This is a genomic window from Planktotalea arctica, from assembly GCF_002105285.1.
Classification (GTDB): domain Bacteria; phylum Pseudomonadota; class Alphaproteobacteria; order Rhodobacterales; family Rhodobacteraceae; genus Planktotalea; species Planktotalea arctica.
The window spans coordinates 510,239-523,895 of record NZ_MUHR01000001.1 but is presented as its reverse complement, the minus strand read 5'-3'; the positions used below and the strand labels follow the sequence as shown (position 1 = coordinate 523,895).

Below are 13,657 nucleotides of genomic sequence, written 5' to 3'. Positions count from 1 at the left end.
CGGTCGGGCTTAGCCCTGACCTTGCGCTTCCATCAATGCGCGCAGCAGCTTTTCTTCGGACATGTCGTCCTCTGCCGGCTTATCCGCTTCGGCACCCATCAAAAGCGCCATCGTGTCTTCTTCGGGCTCGTCGACTTCGATCTGGGTCTGGTTGCTCTCGATCAGGCGCTCGCGCAGATCGTCGGCCAATTGGGTTTCTTCCGCAATCTCGCGCAGGGAAACGACAGGATTCTTGTCGTTGTCACGATCGACCGTAATCGCTCCGCCAGCAGAAATTTCGCGAGCACGATGAGCGGCGAGCATGACCAGATCAAAACGGTTCGGTACTTTGTCGACGCAATCTTCTACTGTAACGCGGGCCATGGTGACCTCCAATTAGTGCGGGCGTGGAAGCCTGCCTTCTAGTGCTCAAAACTATGCTTGACAAGCAGATATTCAAGACGCGCGCCGGATCAGATTGCGGTGACACCAGCGCGCTCGGCTTCGGGGAGATCCGACAACATCTCGCGCACGCTTTTGCGCAGGACGGGATGCACCCAATCGGGCGCGACATCCGCCAAAGGGACCAGGACAAAAGCGCGGTCCTGCACCCGCGGATGCGGCAAAACTAACCCTCCGGGGGCCGCCTGCGCTTGCAATGCAGGGTCCAGCGATGCCCAATGCTGATAGGTGGCGCGATCCGGAAGCACGTTCTGCCCTGCGGCGATCAAATCCAGATCAAGCGTGCGCTGCCCCCAACGCTGGACTCGTTCACGTCCAAAATCCGCCTCAATCAGGTGAAGCCGCTCCAAAACCTGCACCGGCGTCCATAGACTGCGCAGCACCACAGCGGCGTTGATATAGTCAGGTCCAGCGCCTTTGGGGAAGCAAGGTGTGCGAAAAAACCGGCTTACCGCACGAATCGCAAACCCATGCTGGGCCAGAGCAATCACCGCGCGCGCCAGCACTTGCTCCAAAGTACAACCGGATGACGAAAGGTTAGCCCCAAGCGCAACCATTTGCAAAGTACCGGCTTTAACCCCCACTCCCTCATTTCTCACGTAAAACTTCCTTGCTTCGCCATTGGCTTTTCTCATAACGTATCGCACGGATGCGCCGCAAATTTATTTTATCCAGTTAATCTACCACTCACACGCTCACGGTTCGGTCCATCCATTTGAAAGGACATTTGATGTTTTACAAAGACGAACGGCTCGCGCTGTTCATCGATGGATCAAACCTGTACGCCGCAGCCAAAGCGCTTGGGTTCGACATTGATTACAAACTTTTGCGGACGGAATTCATGCGTCGCGGCAAAATGTTGCGTGCGTTTTACTACACCGCTCTGCTGGAAAATGACGAGTACTCCCCCATCCGCCCCCTTGTGGACTGGTTGAACTACAATGGCTTCACCATGGTGACCAAACAGGCCAAAGAATATACCGACAGTCAGGGTCGCCGTAAGGTAAAGGGTAATATGGATATCGAGCTTGCGGTCGATGCCATGGAGCTTGCGCCGCGCGTTGATCACATTGTGCTGTTTTCAGGCGATGGCGATTTTCGCCCGCTCGTGGAAAGCCTTCAGCGTCAAGGTGTGCGCGTTTCCGTGGTTTCCACAATCCGAAGCCAGCCGCCAATGATTGCCGACGAGCTGCGCCGTCAGGCCGACAACTTCATCGAGCTTGAAGAACTTAAGGACGTCATCGGACGCCCGCCGCGCGAGCCGATGCCCGAGCGCGAGCAAGATTTCGTCGCTGCGAAGTAGCGCGCTCAATAGCCGGGGCGAGGATAACCGCCCCGGCTATTGCACGTCTTGCATGTCTCCCCCACTGGACCACCGCGCCGCATCACGCTACCTCTAGCGCGCAAAGCTATTCGTGCATTTTATGATGGAGCCGCTGATGACCAATGCCCCCCTCACCCTCTATCTTGCCGCACCGCGCGGCTTTTGCGCAGGCGTGGACCGCGCGATCAAGATCGTGGAACTGGCTTTGGAAAAATGGGGCGCACCCGTCTATGTGCGCCATGAAATCGTGCACAACAAATTTGTCGTCGATGCGCTACGCGAACAAGGTGCGGTGTTTGTCGAGGAGCTTGATGAATGCCCCGGTGATCGCCCTGTGATCTTCTCGGCTCACGGCGTTCCCAAATCTGTCCCCGCCAGCGCCGCTAAACGCGAGATGGTTTTCGTGGATGCCACCTGCCCGCTGGTCAGCAAGGTCCACATCGAGGCCGAGCGCCACCACGCCAACGGTTTGCAACTGGTGATGATCGGCCATGAGGGCCACCCCGAAACCGTCGGCACCATGGGCCAGCTGCCCGAGGGCGAGGTTTTGTTGGTCGAAGAGCCAAGCGACGTCGCAGACCTGCGCGTGCGCGACGAGAGCAAACTGGCCTTCGTGACCCAAACTACCCTCTCCGTCGACGACACCGCCGATGTGGTCGCAGCACTGCAAGCGCGCTTCCCGAGCATCCAAGGCCCGCACAAGGAAGACATTTGCTACGCCACCACCAACCGTCAGGAATCGGTAAAAGCCATGGCCGCCAAGACCGATGCTATGCTGGTCGTGGGCGCGCCCAATTCATCAAACTCGCGCCGTTTGGTCGAGGTCGGGGCCAAGGCAGGCTGCTCTTATGCGCAGCTGGTCCAGCGCGCGCGCGATATCGACTGGCGCGCACTGGAGGGCATCAAAAGCATCGGCATCACCGCCGGAGCCTCAGCGCCGGATGTGCTGATCACCGAAGTCATCGACGCCTTTCGCGCCCGCTATGATGTCACGGTGGAAGTCGTCGAGACCGCCAAAGAAAACGTCGAATTCAAAGTTCCGCGCGTGTTGCGCGCGCCCACATGATCCCGCGCGCGCCGTTTATGCTCGGGCTTGCGGGCCTTATCCCTTTCGTCTGGGGCGCGATCACAACCGTGCTTCCCGATCTTGGCCTTTGGGGTGCGCAAACAATCGGGCCGCGTTTTGTCGGCCCCTACGTGCAACTTTTTTACGGTGCGGTCATCCTGTCGTTCATGTCAGGCGTGCTTTGGGGCTTTGCGACCAAGGCAGAGGGCGGCCAGGCGGCGACGGGATATGCGCTCTCGGTTCTGCCCGCGCTCTGGGCCTTCTTCATGACGGGGGGCGGACCGACCAGCGCGGGTATTTATCTGATCGCGGGCTTCCTCGGGCTGCTGGCGCTCGATTATATGTTCTCGCAATGGGGCCTGACGCCACCTTGGTGGATGCCGCTACGCATATTGCTGACGGCAATTGTCGTGACCTGCCTTGCCATCGGAGTGCTGGTGTAATGAGCGATGAAGAGACGCTGAGAATCTACGCCGCACAGGCCCACGACTATGCCAAACTGACGAGAACCGACGCCGATAGCCCGGACCTCGCGGCCTTTTTGGCTTTCTTACCGCAGGGCGCACACGTGCTCGATCTTGGCTGCGGCCCGGGCCAGTGTGCAGCCCATATGGCGCAGCATGGCTGCAGGGTCGAGGCCACAGATGCCTCACCGGAAATGATCGCTCTCGCCAGCGCGCATCGCGGGGTTTGTGCGCGCTGTGAAGTTTTCGATGATCTGGATGCCGTCAATCGATTTGATGGCGTATTCGCCAATTTCAGCCTGCTTCATGCCGCCCGCAAGGATGTGCCGCGCCACATCGCCCAGATTGCGCAGGCGCTTAAACAGGGCGGTATTTTCCACATTGCGATGAAGACAGGTATCGGCCAATCGCGCGATGGGATCGGGCGGCGCTATAGCTACTTCTGCGAAGCCGAGTTAGAGGAAATGATCACCATGAATGGTCTGGACGTGATCCGCCGCAATCATGGCGCAGGCATCGGTCTAAGCGGCGAAATCGCCGATTGGGTCGTTCTACAAAGCAGGAAACTATAATTATGCCAAGACTTTACGCCTATACCGATGGTGCCTGTAGCGGCAACCCCGGCCCCGGTGGTTGGGGCGTTCTGATGCGTGCCAAGGATGCGGGCGGCGCAATCGTCAAGCAGCGCGAACTTAGCGGCGGCGCGCAGTTGACCACCAACAACCAGATGGAACTTATGGCGGCGATTTCTGCGCTCGAGGCGCTTGAGCGTCCGGCAGAATTGACCATTATCACCGATAGCACCTACGTCAAGAATGGGGTGACGGGCTGGATTCATGGCTGGAAGAAGAATGGCTGGAAAACGGCCGCCAAGAAGCCTGTGAAAAACGTCGAGCTTTGGCAGCGCCTCGATACGGCGCAGGCGCGTCACAGCGTGATATGGGAATGGGTCAAAGGCCACGCGGGCCATCCCGAGAACGAGCGCGCTGACGAACTTGCGCGCGCAGGCATGGCCCCGTTCAAGAAAAGCGCATGAGCCTGCTCAGCTTTTTCGATTTTGCTGCTGTTCTGATTTTCGCCCTCACAGGCGCGCTGACGGCAAGCCGCGCGCAGCTTGATCTGGTCGGCTTTGCCTTCCTTGCGGCGCTTACAGGCGTCGGCGGCGGCACGGTGCGCGACGTTCTTCTGGATCGCAATCCGGTTTTCTGGATCGAACAACCGGCCTATCTGGCTGTCACCAGCGCAGCAGCTTTACTGGTGTTTTTCACCGCACATCTGGTGGAAAGCCGCTATCGCCTTTTGTTGTGGCTGGATGCACTGGCCTTGGGCGTCGCGGTTGCAGCAGGCATCGGCATCGCTTTGGCCGCCGGGCAACCCGCGATCATCGCTGTTTTGATGGGCATCGTGACAGGCTGCATGGGCGGATTGATGCGGGATGTGGTCTGCAACGAGGTGCCGCTGGTTTTGAAACAGGGCGAGCTATACGTCAGCGCCGCCTTTGCGGGCGCAAGCGCAGGGGTGATTGCCGCCGCATTTGGGCTGCCAAGCCTTGCCGTGCTAAGCGCCGCGATTGTCGTGACCGTGATCCTGCGCGCGGGATCGCTGGCCTTCGGCTGGCGCTTGCCGGTTTACAGAAGTGCACCGCCGCGCAGATAAATCACTTGCGCCAATGGGTCGGCACGATGATCAGCGCGCCAATGGACGCGACGATCGCATCGATGCCGGGCGAGCCGAAACCGACGCGAAACATGATCGTGACGAAGTAGAACAGAAACGCACCGCCGACGCAGATGATGATCGAGGGCAGATAGCCGTTATGGGTAAATTCGCTGCGCTCGGAAATATATCCGACCATCCCCGCGATCACCACCGTGCCGAAAAGTGCCAGAAACATCGCGTTATCCTTCCCCGAAACGGGTGCCCTTGGGCACGGGCGTGCCGCGCAGAAACTCTTGCGCATCTTGCGCGCCTTTACCAGCCTTCTGCGCGCGCAGGATTTGCACCGCGCCTGTGCCGCAGGCGATAGTTAACGCGTCATCAAGCGCCTGCCCCGCAAGGCCATCCCCTGCTGCGGCGCGGCTCGCAAGCAGTTTGACACGCGCGCCTTCAAGCATGCTCCAAGCGCCGGGAAAGGGCGACAGGCCTCTGATCTGGCGATCAACAGCTATCGCAGGCGCATTCCAGTCGATTTGCGCCTCAACCTTGTCGATTTTGGCAGCATAGTTCACGCCCGCCTCCGGCTGCGCGTCGGGCGTCAATTGATCCAAGCGCTCCAAAGCCTCACAAATCAGGTTTGCGCCGATGGCGCTCAACCTGTCATGCAAGGCACCTGTGGTCTCCTCCACCCCTATCAGGGTGCCCTCGCGCAAGAGCACATCGCCTGTATCCAGCCCCGCATCCATCTGCATGATGCAAATGCCGGTCCGCGCATCCCCTGCCATAATCGCGCGGTGGATCGGCGCAGCCCCGCGCCAGCGCGGCAAAAGCGACGCGTGAATGTTCAGGCAGCCCTTGGCAGGTGCATCCAGAATAGCCTGCGGCAAGATCAAACCATAGGCAACGACGACCGCAACATCCGCGTTCAGCGCAGCGAATGCATCCGTTTGCTCAGCACTTTTCAAAGATACAGGATGGCGCACATCCAACCCCAACTCCAACGCGCGCGCATGAACTGGCGTGGGGCGTTCTTTCTTACCGCGCCCCGCAGGGCGCGGAGGTTGGCAGTAGACAGCTGCAATCTCGTGACCCGCCGCGACCAAAGCCTCCAGAACAGGCACTGAGAAATCCGGAGTGCCCATGAAAATCACTCTCATAGCTTGCCCGCCTTTTTGATCAGCATCTCGCGTTTCACGCGGCTGAGATGGTCGAAATACATCTTGCCGTTCAAGTGATCGATCTGGTGCTGAACCGAAGTCGCCTCGAGCCCGATAAAATCGCGCCGATCAATAATGCCCTGCGCGTTCAGATATTTGACCGTCACCGCGCGAGGGCGTTTGATGATCGCGGAGACGCCCGGCAGGTTCGGGCTTGCCTCGTCATGCTCGCGCAGTTCCACAGAGGCATGCAGGATTTCGGGGTTCGCCATAAGAATGGCCTTGCCAAGCTCCTTGGAGGCATCGACCACGGCAAGGCGCAGCATCACGCCAATCTGTGTCGCGCCCATGCCGACACCCGGCATCGCTTCCATCGTGTCGATCAGATCGGCCCAAACGGCGCGCACCTCATCGGTGATTTCGCTGACGTCTGCCGCGCGGCTGCGCAGGCGTTTGTCGGGCCATGGGATACATTTTCGAACGCTCATTGTGCCAGGCCTCTATATTCTGCTTCCAGCGCTGCGCGCGCATCGACGTCCAGATGATCAAAGATCACACGCCCATCCAAGTGATCCATTTCGTGCTGCGCGCAGATCGCCGCAAATCCCGTAAGCACCACCGCGCCGCGCGCGCCCTCGATATCAGTGTAGCTCAATTCGATCTGATCGGGCCGCGTCACAACGCCGGCGACCCCGACGATCGACAGGCAGGCCTCCTCGTTTGTGCTCATCGCCTCGCCCAGCACCGTGATCTTCGGATTGATGCAGGCAAGCGGCGTTTTCACGCCCTCTTTCCACGTCGCATCCATCACGAAAAGTCGCTGCATCACGCCGACCTGCGGCGCCGCAAGGCCACGGCCGGGCGCGGCGTACATCGTCTCGAACATATCATTAATCAAGCGCCGCTCGGCATCGTCTATCCGATCAACCGGCGAGCAGATTCGTTTCAAACGCGGATCAGGCCAGGCCACGATCGGCAACACACTCATGCGCGCGCCATTTCGCGTTTCAATTTCTGCATCTTGCGGGTGATCATCTGGCGCTTTAGCGGCTTGAGGTAGTCGATGAACAGCTTGCCATCAAGGTGATCGATCTCATGCTGCACGCAGGTCGCCCAAAGCCCGTCCATGTCGCGCTCTTGCAAAGTGCCATCGAGGTCAAGCCACTCGATGCGCACATCCGCTGGTCGCGTGACTTCGGCGTATTGGTCCGGAATCGAAAGGCAGCCCTCGTCATAGACGTTCGTTTCCTCGGAGGCGGCAATTACACGCGGGTTCACCATAACCAAAGGCTCCGGCTTGGCGCCGTCCTCTTTGACGCAATCGAGCACGATCATCCGCTCGAGCACACCCACCTGCGGCGCGGCAAGGCCGATGCCGGGGGCAGCATACATCGTCTCGAGCATATCGGCAGCAAGCACGCGCAAATCGTCCGATATATCGGGCACGGCAGCGCAGAGTTTCTTCAGGCGCGGGTCGGGGTGGATCAGGATATTACGCTTCATGCCTGTGCATTTAAGGCCAACGCGCCTGCGCTGCAACGGGCCTTGCAGATTTGCGTCAATTCGTTAGCGTCTGCGCAACAAAATAGGAGAGCACACATGAGTTTCGACGAGATCATCGAGCGGCGCGGCACACATTCCGTCAAATGGGACGCGATGGAAGCCATCTACAGCGTCCCGGCAAACGATGGTATCTCGATGTGGGTCGCAGATATGGATTTCCGCCCGCCGCAGTGCATTTCCGATGCGGTGCGCAAAATGCTCGATCATGGAATTTACGGCTATTATGGCGATGACACCCCCTACCGCGAGGCGATTTGCTGGTGGATGAAGACGCGCCATGGCTGGAACGTTGAGCCCGCGAGCATTTTCACCACCCATGGCCTCGTTAACGGTACCTCGATGTGCGTCGATGCTTTCACCCAACCGGGGGATGGTGTCGTGCTGTTCACCCCCGTTTATCATGCCTTCGCCAAGGTGATCGCGGCGGCCGAGCGCAAGGTGGTCGAGTGCGAGATGGTCAACACCAATGGCCGTTACGAACTGGATTTCGACGCTTACGACGCGCAGATGACAGGCAATGAGACGATGCTGGTCTTTTGCTCCCCGCATAACCCGTCAGGGCGCGTCTGGAGCAAGGGCGAATTGCAGGCCGTCGCCGCCTTCGCCAAGCGCCATGACCTTATTCTGGTTTCGGACGAAATCCATCACGATCTGGTCTTCGGCGGGCACAATCATATCCCCATGGCCAATATCGCAGGCATCGAAGATCGCCTCGTGATGATGAGCGCGACGACGAAAACCTTTAATATCGCGGGGTCTCATTCTGGCAATGTCATCATCGCGGATCCTGATCTGCGCGCACGTTTTGGTGCCAGGATGATGGCAATGGGGCTCAGCCCCAACTCGTTCGGTCTGTTCATGGCTGAAGCAGCCTACAGCCCTGATGGCGCGATCTGGGTCGATGAATTGGTTCAATATCTTGACGGAAATCGCAAGATTTTTGATGCGGGCGTCAATGCAATTCCCGGCCTGAAATCTATGGATATGGCGTCGACCTATCTCGCTTGGGTCGACTTCGAGGGGACTGGTATGTCGCGCGAAGATTTCACGCGCCGCGTCGAGCAAGATGCGCGCATCGCCGCCAACCATGGACCGACCTTTGGCAAGGGCGGTGAAAACTTCCTGCGTTTTAACTTTGCGACCCCACGGTCGCGGATCATTGAGGCAGTCGAGCGTTTGCAAGCGGCATTTGGGGATTTGCAGTAGCGCATCCTTTGCATTGGTTACTCGGAGATGTCACCAAGCAGCCAAAGCAGAAAAATCGCCAGAAATGGCGTACCAGGAAGCGATATCAACACCCAAGCGAACGGGTCGCGGTTACGCTCCTTGGCCATGTCCGAAGGCACCGTGACAACCAACAAAAACAAAAGCCAAAGACAGAAAAGTGCCCATGCTCCGCCCAAGACAAGTAAAAGCAGATCCGCCATAGCACCTTCGGGTTAATCAATCGGCTCTTCCAGCACAGCGCCCTCAACAGGGCGCAACACATGCGGCATGCTCGGATCATACAGCGCCGAGTCCTTGAAGTCACGAATGTTGCCCAGCACAGGCCCCACCAGCGTCAGTGCCGTGCGCGTGATCTTTTCCTTACGCACCTTCTTGTGAATGTCGCTCAGCGTGCCGCGAATGAACATCTGATCCGGCCAACCGACGCGATAGGCCACGACCACAGGGCAATCCTCCCCGTAATGTGGCCCTAAAACACGCACGATTTCGCGCAGGTTGCGCACCCCCAAATGGATCGCCAAAGTCGCACCCGTGGCTGCGAAATTCTCCAAAGTCTCTTTCGGCGGCATCGACGTGCTTTTCATCGAAACCCGCGTCAAAACAATTGACTGCGCAATCTCTGGCACAGTCAATTCTTGACCCAGTGCAGCCGCGGCAGCCGCATAGGCAGGCACGCCCGGGATGATCTGATAGTCGATCCCATCCACGCGAAGTCGCCGGATTTGTTCTGCAATCGCGCCATACAATGACGGATCGCCCGAATGCACTCGCGCAACATCCTCACCGCGCCCCTGCGCGGCAACAATCTCGCCGTGAGTTTCGTCCAGCGTCATTGCTGCCGTATCCATCACAATCGCACCCTCGGGCGCGCCCGCGACGACCTCTTCAGGAACCAAAGACCCGGCATACAAACACACTGGGCAAGCCGCGATCAAACGCTGCGCCTTCAAGGTCAGCAATTCAGGATCGCCCGGCCCTGCGCCAATAAAGTAAACGGTCATATCTTCATCTTCCTAAATAAACTTAAGTTACGACGCTTGCTTGCTCAAATCGCCGTCAATTTTGCGTGCATATCCGCGCGGGGTATACATGCGCGGGCCAGTTCCCAAATGCGCCAGTTTCGAGTTGGACGAGCCAACCAGAACAACCGTCAACATATCCACCTCATCCACTTCCAGCGCATCCAAACGTCGATAGCGCACGTGCTCTTCGGGCCGCCCCAAAGAAGACGCAAGCATCACAGGCGTATCACTCGGGCGGTGTTTCAAGAGGATATCGCGCGCTTCGGCCAGCAAAGTGCGACGCGTTTTGGATACAGGATTATAGAAGGCAATCACGAAATCACCCTCAGCTGCTGCTTTCAACCGGCGCAAAATATCATCGCGCGGCGTCAGTAAATCCGACAGCGAAATCGCGCAGAAATCATGCCCTAAAGGCGCGCCAGCGCGCGCTGCCGCACCTTGCAAAGCGGACACACCGGGCGAACAAACGACATCCACACGCCGGGCCGCGTCCGATACGCCCATCTCATCTGCGCCGCGATCCATCAATTCGAACACAAGCGCGCCCATGGCGTAAATGCCCGCATCGCCCGAACAAACCAGCGCAACATTCTTGCCCTGCCCCGCTTGCTCCAGCGCATAACGGCAGCGCGCCTCTTCCCCGCCCAGCGGGAAATCAGAGCGCTCTTTGCCAATCGCTAGTGGTCCGAGCAAATCGATGTAAAGCCCGTAGCCCACAAGTTCTTCCGCCTGTGCCACTAGGCGTGAGACCTCGGGCGTGCGCCAACTCGCCTGACCGGGTCCAATGCCCACAATCGACAGCGTTCCGCGCGCGCGTCCTTTGAGCACCACCAAAGGCGCAACAGCCTCGCCCAAAGCCACTGTCACGTTCAAAGTTTTGCGCTTCGCCACGCGCAAAGACCCGTCACTGCCGACCATCGCCAAAGCCGCGCCTTCGCTGACCCCGTGACAGCCAACTTCGGCAAAAACCACCTCGGACGGGTTTTCCAAACGCGCTGTTTCTGCCTCCAGTTCAGCCGCTATGAACAGCCGCAAAGGCACGCCGAGGCGCTTGGCCACTTCGATCATCGCAGGCTCATCGCCTTTCAAATCAATCGAGGCGACTGCCGCGACAGCCCCCTGCGCAACGCCAGCCTCCGCCAGAACCGCCTCAACCTGCGTCCACATTTCTGCAGGATCCGCATTGCGCGCACAGCCAAGGCCCAGAACGAAACGCTGCGGATGGTAGACCAGCGCCGCCTCTGAGCCCGCCACTGGTGCTTCCGTCACGATCAAATCAACGCCGCTGCCCGTGCTCTCAATCTCAAAAATATTCTTGCCCTGAACCTGCACTCCTGCGCCGCCCAGCATCGCTGCCATCGCACCCTTGGCATCCTCAGGGTTAGCAAGCGCATAACCGGCAGGCGGCTCGTCCAGCGCTACGCCCATTGCCACATCGCCCGCCGTCGTGACTGCAGCGACCCCCCCAAGAGCCTCGGAAATCTGATGCGCCAAACGGTTTGCACCGCGATGCCCCCCTAGCAACGGCACCACAACGCCCCCATCATCACTGACGGAAATCACAGGCGGCTCCGCGCGCTTATCGCTCAGCAGTGGCGCTACGCCGCGGATCAAAATCCCGCTCGCACAAACCCCGATGAGCGGCGTACCAGCAGCAAACAAATCGCGCGCATGATCAAGCGCATTGCCAAAGAAAGCATCGGCGGCATCAACGCGCCCCTCGCGCCCATGCACCTGCGCGCCCAGCGCCTGTGCCACCTTGTGCGCAGTTGCTTCACCAGAGCGCGACAGCGCCATCACTACGGGTCTCACAGCCATGGATCGGCTCCTTTGGTAAGCAAAATCATCGAAAAATACGGGGCTTTTTCAGGCGCGTTCGCAAGCGGGAGAACCACTTCTTCCGGCAGGCTCGCACGCTCTACATAGACCGCGTGCGAAGTCAGGCCGAGGGCCTCAATCACACCGCGAATCTTGGTCAAATGCCGTCCTACCTTCATAATCGCGACGCTTTCCGCACCCTCGATGCGCATACGCAATTCGTCCTCAGGCAAGGGCCCCGGCAGAACCGTCAAACGCTCGTTACGCGCCGCCAGCGGCATGCCCGCGCGCGCCGCGCAGGTGGTGATCGACGTAACGCCGGGCACAACTTCGACTTGGAACCGCTCCGAGAGGCGCGCGAAAAGATACATGAAGGAGCCGTAGAAAAACGGATCGCCCTCGCAGAGGCAAATCACATCGTCCCCTGCCTCAAGCGCCAGCGCAATTTCCGCCGCGCCTTTGTCATAGGCGGCTTGCGCAGGGGCGCGCTCCACGCTCATCGGCACGTCCATAACGATCTCGCGCGCACCATCAGGGATCACATCCGCCGCGATCGAACGCGCGAAACTCGCAGCCCCCGCAAGCGCCGGATAGGCCACGACACGCGCACCTTTGATTAGGCGATGCGCGCGCAAAGTCATCAATTCAGGATCGCCCGGCCCAAGGCCGACACCATAAAGTTTACCGCTCATCGCTTGATCAAACTCCACTGCGTCACCGGCATCAGCGGACGCCACCCCGTTAGCGTGCCCACAGGCTCCGCGCGGTTGATTTGCAACTTAACAAGCTGGCCGCCATGGCGCTTGTGCAGCGCGAACAACACCGCTTCGCTTTCAAGCGTGACCGCATTCGCCACCAATCGCCCAAGCGGACGCAAGGCCTGCCAAGCCGCCTCGAACACCGCTTCGGACAAGCCGCCGCCAATGAACACCGCGTCCGGTGCCTCAAGCCCGCTCAAGGCCTCAGGCACCTTGCCGTCGATCAGTTCCAACTTCGGCGCACCGAGCGCCAAAGCATTCGCCGCCGCCATCGCGCGCCGATCCGCGCGCGGCTCGATCCCGATGGCGCGCGCATAACGGGCAGCACGCATCCACTCCACCGCAACTGACCCGCAGCCCGTGCCGATATCCCACAAGAGCGCCCCGCGCATGGGCATCAACTTGGCTAAAGTCGCCGCGCGCACTTCCTGTTTGGTCATCGTTCCGTCGCTTTGAAACAACTCGTCCGCAAGGCCCGGCACGCGCGGCAAAAGTGCCGCGTCGGGCGCGGCAAGGCACTCCACCGCCATCGTATTAAACGCGGGCACAATATGTGACCAATCGCTCGCAATCCCGTCGAAACGCTGCTCGTCCTTGCCGCCCATCGCAGCCAAAACGCTCACTTTACTTTGACCAAAGCCACGCTCGCTCAAAAACCGCGCGATTTGCGCAGGAGTCTCGGCACCAGTCGTCAGGATCAACAGCTTAACATCGGGCTGAATGAATGCGATCATCTGCTCCACAGGGCGTCCATGCACCGTCAGTGTTTCCACATCTGGCATCGACCAGCCCATGCGCGCCGCCGCGAGTTGAAACGCGCTAAGCTGCGGATGATAGGTGATTTCGCGCGCATCAATCGCACGGCCAATCCGCGCGCCAACGGAAAACCACAAAGGATCGCCCGTGGCGAGCACGACAACACGCTTGCCGCGATAACCGGTCAACACGTCAATCAACGCATCAAACGGCGAAGGCCATGCCACGCGCTCTGCACTCACGTTCTCGCTAAGACGATGGTGGCGATCACCGCCAATGATCACCTCCGCCGCTTCAACAACCCCGCGTGTCGCGGGGACAAGCCCGTCCAGACCGTCCTCGCCAATGCCAACAATATGCAACCAAGGTTCAGACATGGTCTTCCTCTCTTTCTAAATATCTCCG

19 protein-coding genes are annotated in these 13,657 nt (G+C 59.4%); 7 read left to right on the top strand and 12 right to left on the bottom strand.

From position 1 onward, the window contains the following. Positions 1-9: 9 nt before the first annotated feature. Together rpoZ and folK are read right to left on the bottom strand one after the other, a co-directional pair. Positions 10-363, bottom strand: coding sequence for a DNA-directed RNA polymerase subunit omega (rpoZ, locus tag B9P63_RS02685; RefSeq protein ID WP_085306979.1), 354 nt, complete (start codon positions 361-363; stop codon positions 10-12). Positions 364-452: 89 nt separating this feature from the next. Then, positions 453-1,040, bottom strand: a complete 588-nt coding sequence (folK, locus tag B9P63_RS02680) for a 2-amino-4-hydroxy-6-hydroxymethyldihydropteridine diphosphokinase (protein WP_245830528.1) — start codon at positions 1,038-1,040, stop codon at positions 453-455. Positions 1,041-1,171: 131 nt separating this feature from the next. Between folK and B9P63_RS02675 the strand changes: the two genes are divergently transcribed. The 6 genes from B9P63_RS02675 (at position 1,172) to B9P63_RS02650 (ending at position 4,951) form a co-directional block, all read left to right on the top strand. Further along, positions 1,172-1,744, top strand: coding sequence for a LabA-like NYN domain-containing protein (locus B9P63_RS02675; protein ID WP_085306977.1), 573 nt, complete (start codon positions 1,172-1,174; stop codon positions 1,742-1,744). A 136-nt stretch (positions 1,745-1,880) separates the two neighbouring features. Beyond that, complete coding sequence (gene ispH, locus B9P63_RS02670) at positions 1,881-2,831, top strand: 4-hydroxy-3-methylbut-2-enyl diphosphate reductase (RefSeq protein WP_085307074.1); 951 nt, start codon at positions 1,881-1,883, stop codon at positions 2,829-2,831. Next, complete coding sequence (locus tag B9P63_RS02665; protein ID WP_085306976.1) at positions 2,828-3,274, top strand: DUF3429 domain-containing protein; 447 nt, start codon at positions 2,828-2,830, stop codon at positions 3,272-3,274. Before ispH ends, B9P63_RS02665 begins: the two co-directional genes overlap by 4 nt. Continuing rightward, a complete protein-coding gene (locus tag B9P63_RS02660) occupies positions 3,274-3,867 on the top strand; it encodes a class I SAM-dependent methyltransferase (RefSeq protein WP_085306975.1) in 594 nt (197 codons plus the stop codon). Before B9P63_RS02665 ends, B9P63_RS02660 begins: the two co-directional genes overlap by 1 nt. Before the next feature lie 2 nt (positions 3,868-3,869). Then, positions 3,870-4,331: a ribonuclease HI gene (rnhA, locus tag B9P63_RS02655; RefSeq protein WP_085306974.1), complete on the top strand. Its 462-nt coding sequence runs from the start codon at positions 3,870-3,872 to the stop codon at positions 4,329-4,331. Continuing rightward, positions 4,328-4,951 carry a trimeric intracellular cation channel family protein gene (locus tag B9P63_RS02650; RefSeq protein ID WP_085306973.1) on the top strand — a complete coding sequence of 208 codons (624 nt, stop codon included), beginning with the start codon at positions 4,328-4,330 and terminating at the stop codon, positions 4,949-4,951. The genes rnhA and B9P63_RS02650 overlap by 4 nt, the downstream gene beginning before the upstream one ends. Position 4,952: 1 nt before the next feature. Here the strand turns inward: B9P63_RS02650 and B9P63_RS02645 are convergent, their stop codons facing one another. The 5 genes from B9P63_RS02645 to def (B9P63_RS02625) are packed head-to-tail and all read right to left on the bottom strand — an operon-like array spanning position 4,953 to position 7,611. Further along, positions 4,953-5,189 (bottom strand): hypothetical protein, encoded by a 237-nt coding sequence (locus B9P63_RS02645; RefSeq protein WP_085306972.1) that lies wholly within the window; start codon positions 5,187-5,189, stop codon positions 4,953-4,955. A 4-nt stretch (positions 5,190-5,193) separates the two neighbouring features. Beyond that, positions 5,194-6,108 (bottom strand): methionyl-tRNA formyltransferase, encoded by a 915-nt coding sequence (fmt, locus tag B9P63_RS02640; protein ID WP_085306971.1) that lies wholly within the window; start codon positions 6,106-6,108, stop codon positions 5,194-5,196. Next, on the bottom strand, positions 6,105-6,596 hold the full coding sequence (gene def, locus B9P63_RS02635; RefSeq protein WP_085306970.1) for a peptide deformylase: 492 nt from the start codon (positions 6,594-6,596) through the stop codon (positions 6,105-6,107). Before def (B9P63_RS02635) ends, fmt begins: the two co-directional genes overlap by 4 nt. Continuing rightward, positions 6,593-7,096 carry a peptide deformylase gene (gene def, locus B9P63_RS02630; RefSeq protein ID WP_085306969.1) on the bottom strand — a complete coding sequence of 168 codons (504 nt, stop codon included), beginning with the start codon at positions 7,094-7,096 and terminating at the stop codon, positions 6,593-6,595. The genes def (B9P63_RS02635) and def (B9P63_RS02630) overlap by 4 nt, the downstream gene beginning before the upstream one ends. Then, the gene (def, locus tag B9P63_RS02625; RefSeq protein WP_085306968.1) at positions 7,093-7,611 is read right to left on the bottom strand and encodes a peptide deformylase; all 519 of its coding nucleotides are present in this window, start codon (positions 7,609-7,611) and stop codon (positions 7,093-7,095) included. Before def (B9P63_RS02625) ends, def (B9P63_RS02630) begins: the two co-directional genes overlap by 4 nt. A 96-nt stretch (positions 7,612-7,707) precedes the next feature. Between def (B9P63_RS02625) and B9P63_RS02620 the strand changes: the two genes are divergently transcribed. Beyond that, positions 7,708-8,877 carry a MalY/PatB family protein gene (locus tag B9P63_RS02620; RefSeq protein WP_085306967.1) on the top strand — a complete coding sequence of 390 codons (1,170 nt, stop codon included), beginning with the start codon at positions 7,708-7,710 and terminating at the stop codon, positions 8,875-8,877. A gap of 17 nt (positions 8,878-8,894) precedes the next feature. On the opposite strand, the gene B9P63_RS02615 is transcribed toward B9P63_RS02620, so the two are convergent. Genes B9P63_RS02615 through cbiE form a run of 5 tightly spaced genes read right to left on the bottom strand, consistent with a single transcriptional unit; the run spans position 8,895 to position 13,629 of the window. After that, positions 8,895-9,098, bottom strand: coding sequence for a hypothetical protein (locus tag B9P63_RS02615; RefSeq protein ID WP_085306966.1), 204 nt, complete (start codon positions 9,096-9,098; stop codon positions 8,895-8,897). Positions 9,099-9,110: 12 nt separating this feature from the next. Further along, positions 9,111-9,899: a precorrin-4 C(11)-methyltransferase gene (cobM, locus tag B9P63_RS02610; RefSeq protein WP_085306965.1), complete on the bottom strand. Its 789-nt coding sequence runs from the start codon at positions 9,897-9,899 to the stop codon at positions 9,111-9,113. Between the two features lie 27 nt (positions 9,900-9,926). Next, positions 9,927-11,738: a precorrin-3B C(17)-methyltransferase gene (gene cobJ, locus B9P63_RS02605; RefSeq protein WP_085306964.1), complete on the bottom strand. Its 1,812-nt coding sequence runs from the start codon at positions 11,736-11,738 to the stop codon at positions 9,927-9,929. Then, positions 11,729-12,430: a precorrin-2 C(20)-methyltransferase gene (gene cobI / locus B9P63_RS02600; RefSeq protein WP_085306963.1), complete on the bottom strand. Its 702-nt coding sequence runs from the start codon at positions 12,428-12,430 to the stop codon at positions 11,729-11,731. Before cobI ends, cobJ begins: the two co-directional genes overlap by 10 nt. Next, positions 12,427-13,629, bottom strand: a complete 1,203-nt coding sequence (gene cbiE / locus B9P63_RS02595) for a precorrin-6y C5,15-methyltransferase (decarboxylating) subunit CbiE (RefSeq protein ID WP_085306962.1) — start codon at positions 13,627-13,629, stop codon at positions 12,427-12,429. Before cbiE ends, cobI begins: the two co-directional genes overlap by 4 nt. Between the last annotated feature and the right edge of the window lie 28 nt (positions 13,630-13,657).

Excerpts from the sequence above, each read along its gene's own strand:
- rnhA (WP_085306974.1), top strand. The coding sequence starts at position 3,870 with ATGCCAAGACTTTACGCCTATACCGATGGTGCCTGTAGCGGCAACCCC.
- B9P63_RS02650 (WP_085306973.1), top strand. The coding sequence starts at position 4,328 with ATGAGCCTGCTCAGCTTTTTCGATTTTGCTGCTGTTCTGATTTTCGCC.
- B9P63_RS02665 (WP_085306976.1), top strand. The coding sequence starts at position 2,828 with ATGATCCCGCGCGCGCCGTTTATGCTCGGGCTTGCGGGCCTTATCCCT.
- def (WP_085306970.1), bottom strand. The coding sequence starts at position 6,596 with ATGAGCGTTCGAAAATGTATCCCATGGCCCGACAAACGCCTGCGCAGC.
- B9P63_RS02620 (WP_085306967.1), top strand. The coding sequence starts at position 7,708 with ATGAGTTTCGACGAGATCATCGAGCGGCGCGGCACACATTCCGTCAAA.
- B9P63_RS02675 (WP_085306977.1), top strand. The coding sequence starts at position 1,172 with ATGTTTTACAAAGACGAACGGCTCGCGCTGTTCATCGATGGATCAAAC.
- B9P63_RS02645 (WP_085306972.1), bottom strand. The coding sequence starts at position 5,189 with ATGTTTCTGGCACTTTTCGGCACGGTGGTGATCGCGGGGATGGTCGGA.
- B9P63_RS02615 (WP_085306966.1), bottom strand. The coding sequence starts at position 9,098 with ATGGCGGATCTGCTTTTACTTGTCTTGGGCGGAGCATGGGCACTTTTC.
- cobM (WP_085306965.1), bottom strand. The coding sequence starts at position 9,899 with ATGACCGTTTACTTTATTGGCGCAGGGCCGGGCGATCCTGAATTGCTG.
- cobJ (WP_085306964.1), bottom strand. The coding sequence starts at position 11,738 with ATGGCTGTGAGACCCGTAGTGATGGCGCTGTCGCGCTCTGGTGAAGCA.
- B9P63_RS02660 (WP_085306975.1), top strand. The coding sequence starts at position 3,274 with ATGAGCGATGAAGAGACGCTGAGAATCTACGCCGCACAGGCCCACGAC.
- fmt (WP_085306971.1), bottom strand. The coding sequence starts at position 6,108 with ATGAGAGTGATTTTCATGGGCACTCCGGATTTCTCAGTGCCTGTTCTG.
- cbiE (WP_085306962.1), bottom strand. The coding sequence starts at position 13,629 with ATGTCTGAACCTTGGTTGCATATTGTTGGCATTGGCGAGGACGGTCTG.
- cobI (WP_085306963.1), bottom strand. The coding sequence starts at position 12,430 with ATGAGCGGTAAACTTTATGGTGTCGGCCTTGGGCCGGGCGATCCTGAA.
- def (WP_085306968.1), bottom strand. The coding sequence starts at position 7,611 with ATGAAGCGTAATATCCTGATCCACCCCGACCCGCGCCTGAAGAAACTC.
- rpoZ (WP_085306979.1), bottom strand. The coding sequence starts at position 363 with ATGGCCCGCGTTACAGTAGAAGATTGCGTCGACAAAGTACCGAACCGT.
- def (WP_085306969.1), bottom strand. The coding sequence starts at position 7,096 with ATGAGTGTGTTGCCGATCGTGGCCTGGCCTGATCCGCGTTTGAAACGA.
- ispH (WP_085307074.1), top strand. The coding sequence starts at position 1,881 with ATGACCAATGCCCCCCTCACCCTCTATCTTGCCGCACCGCGCGGCTTT.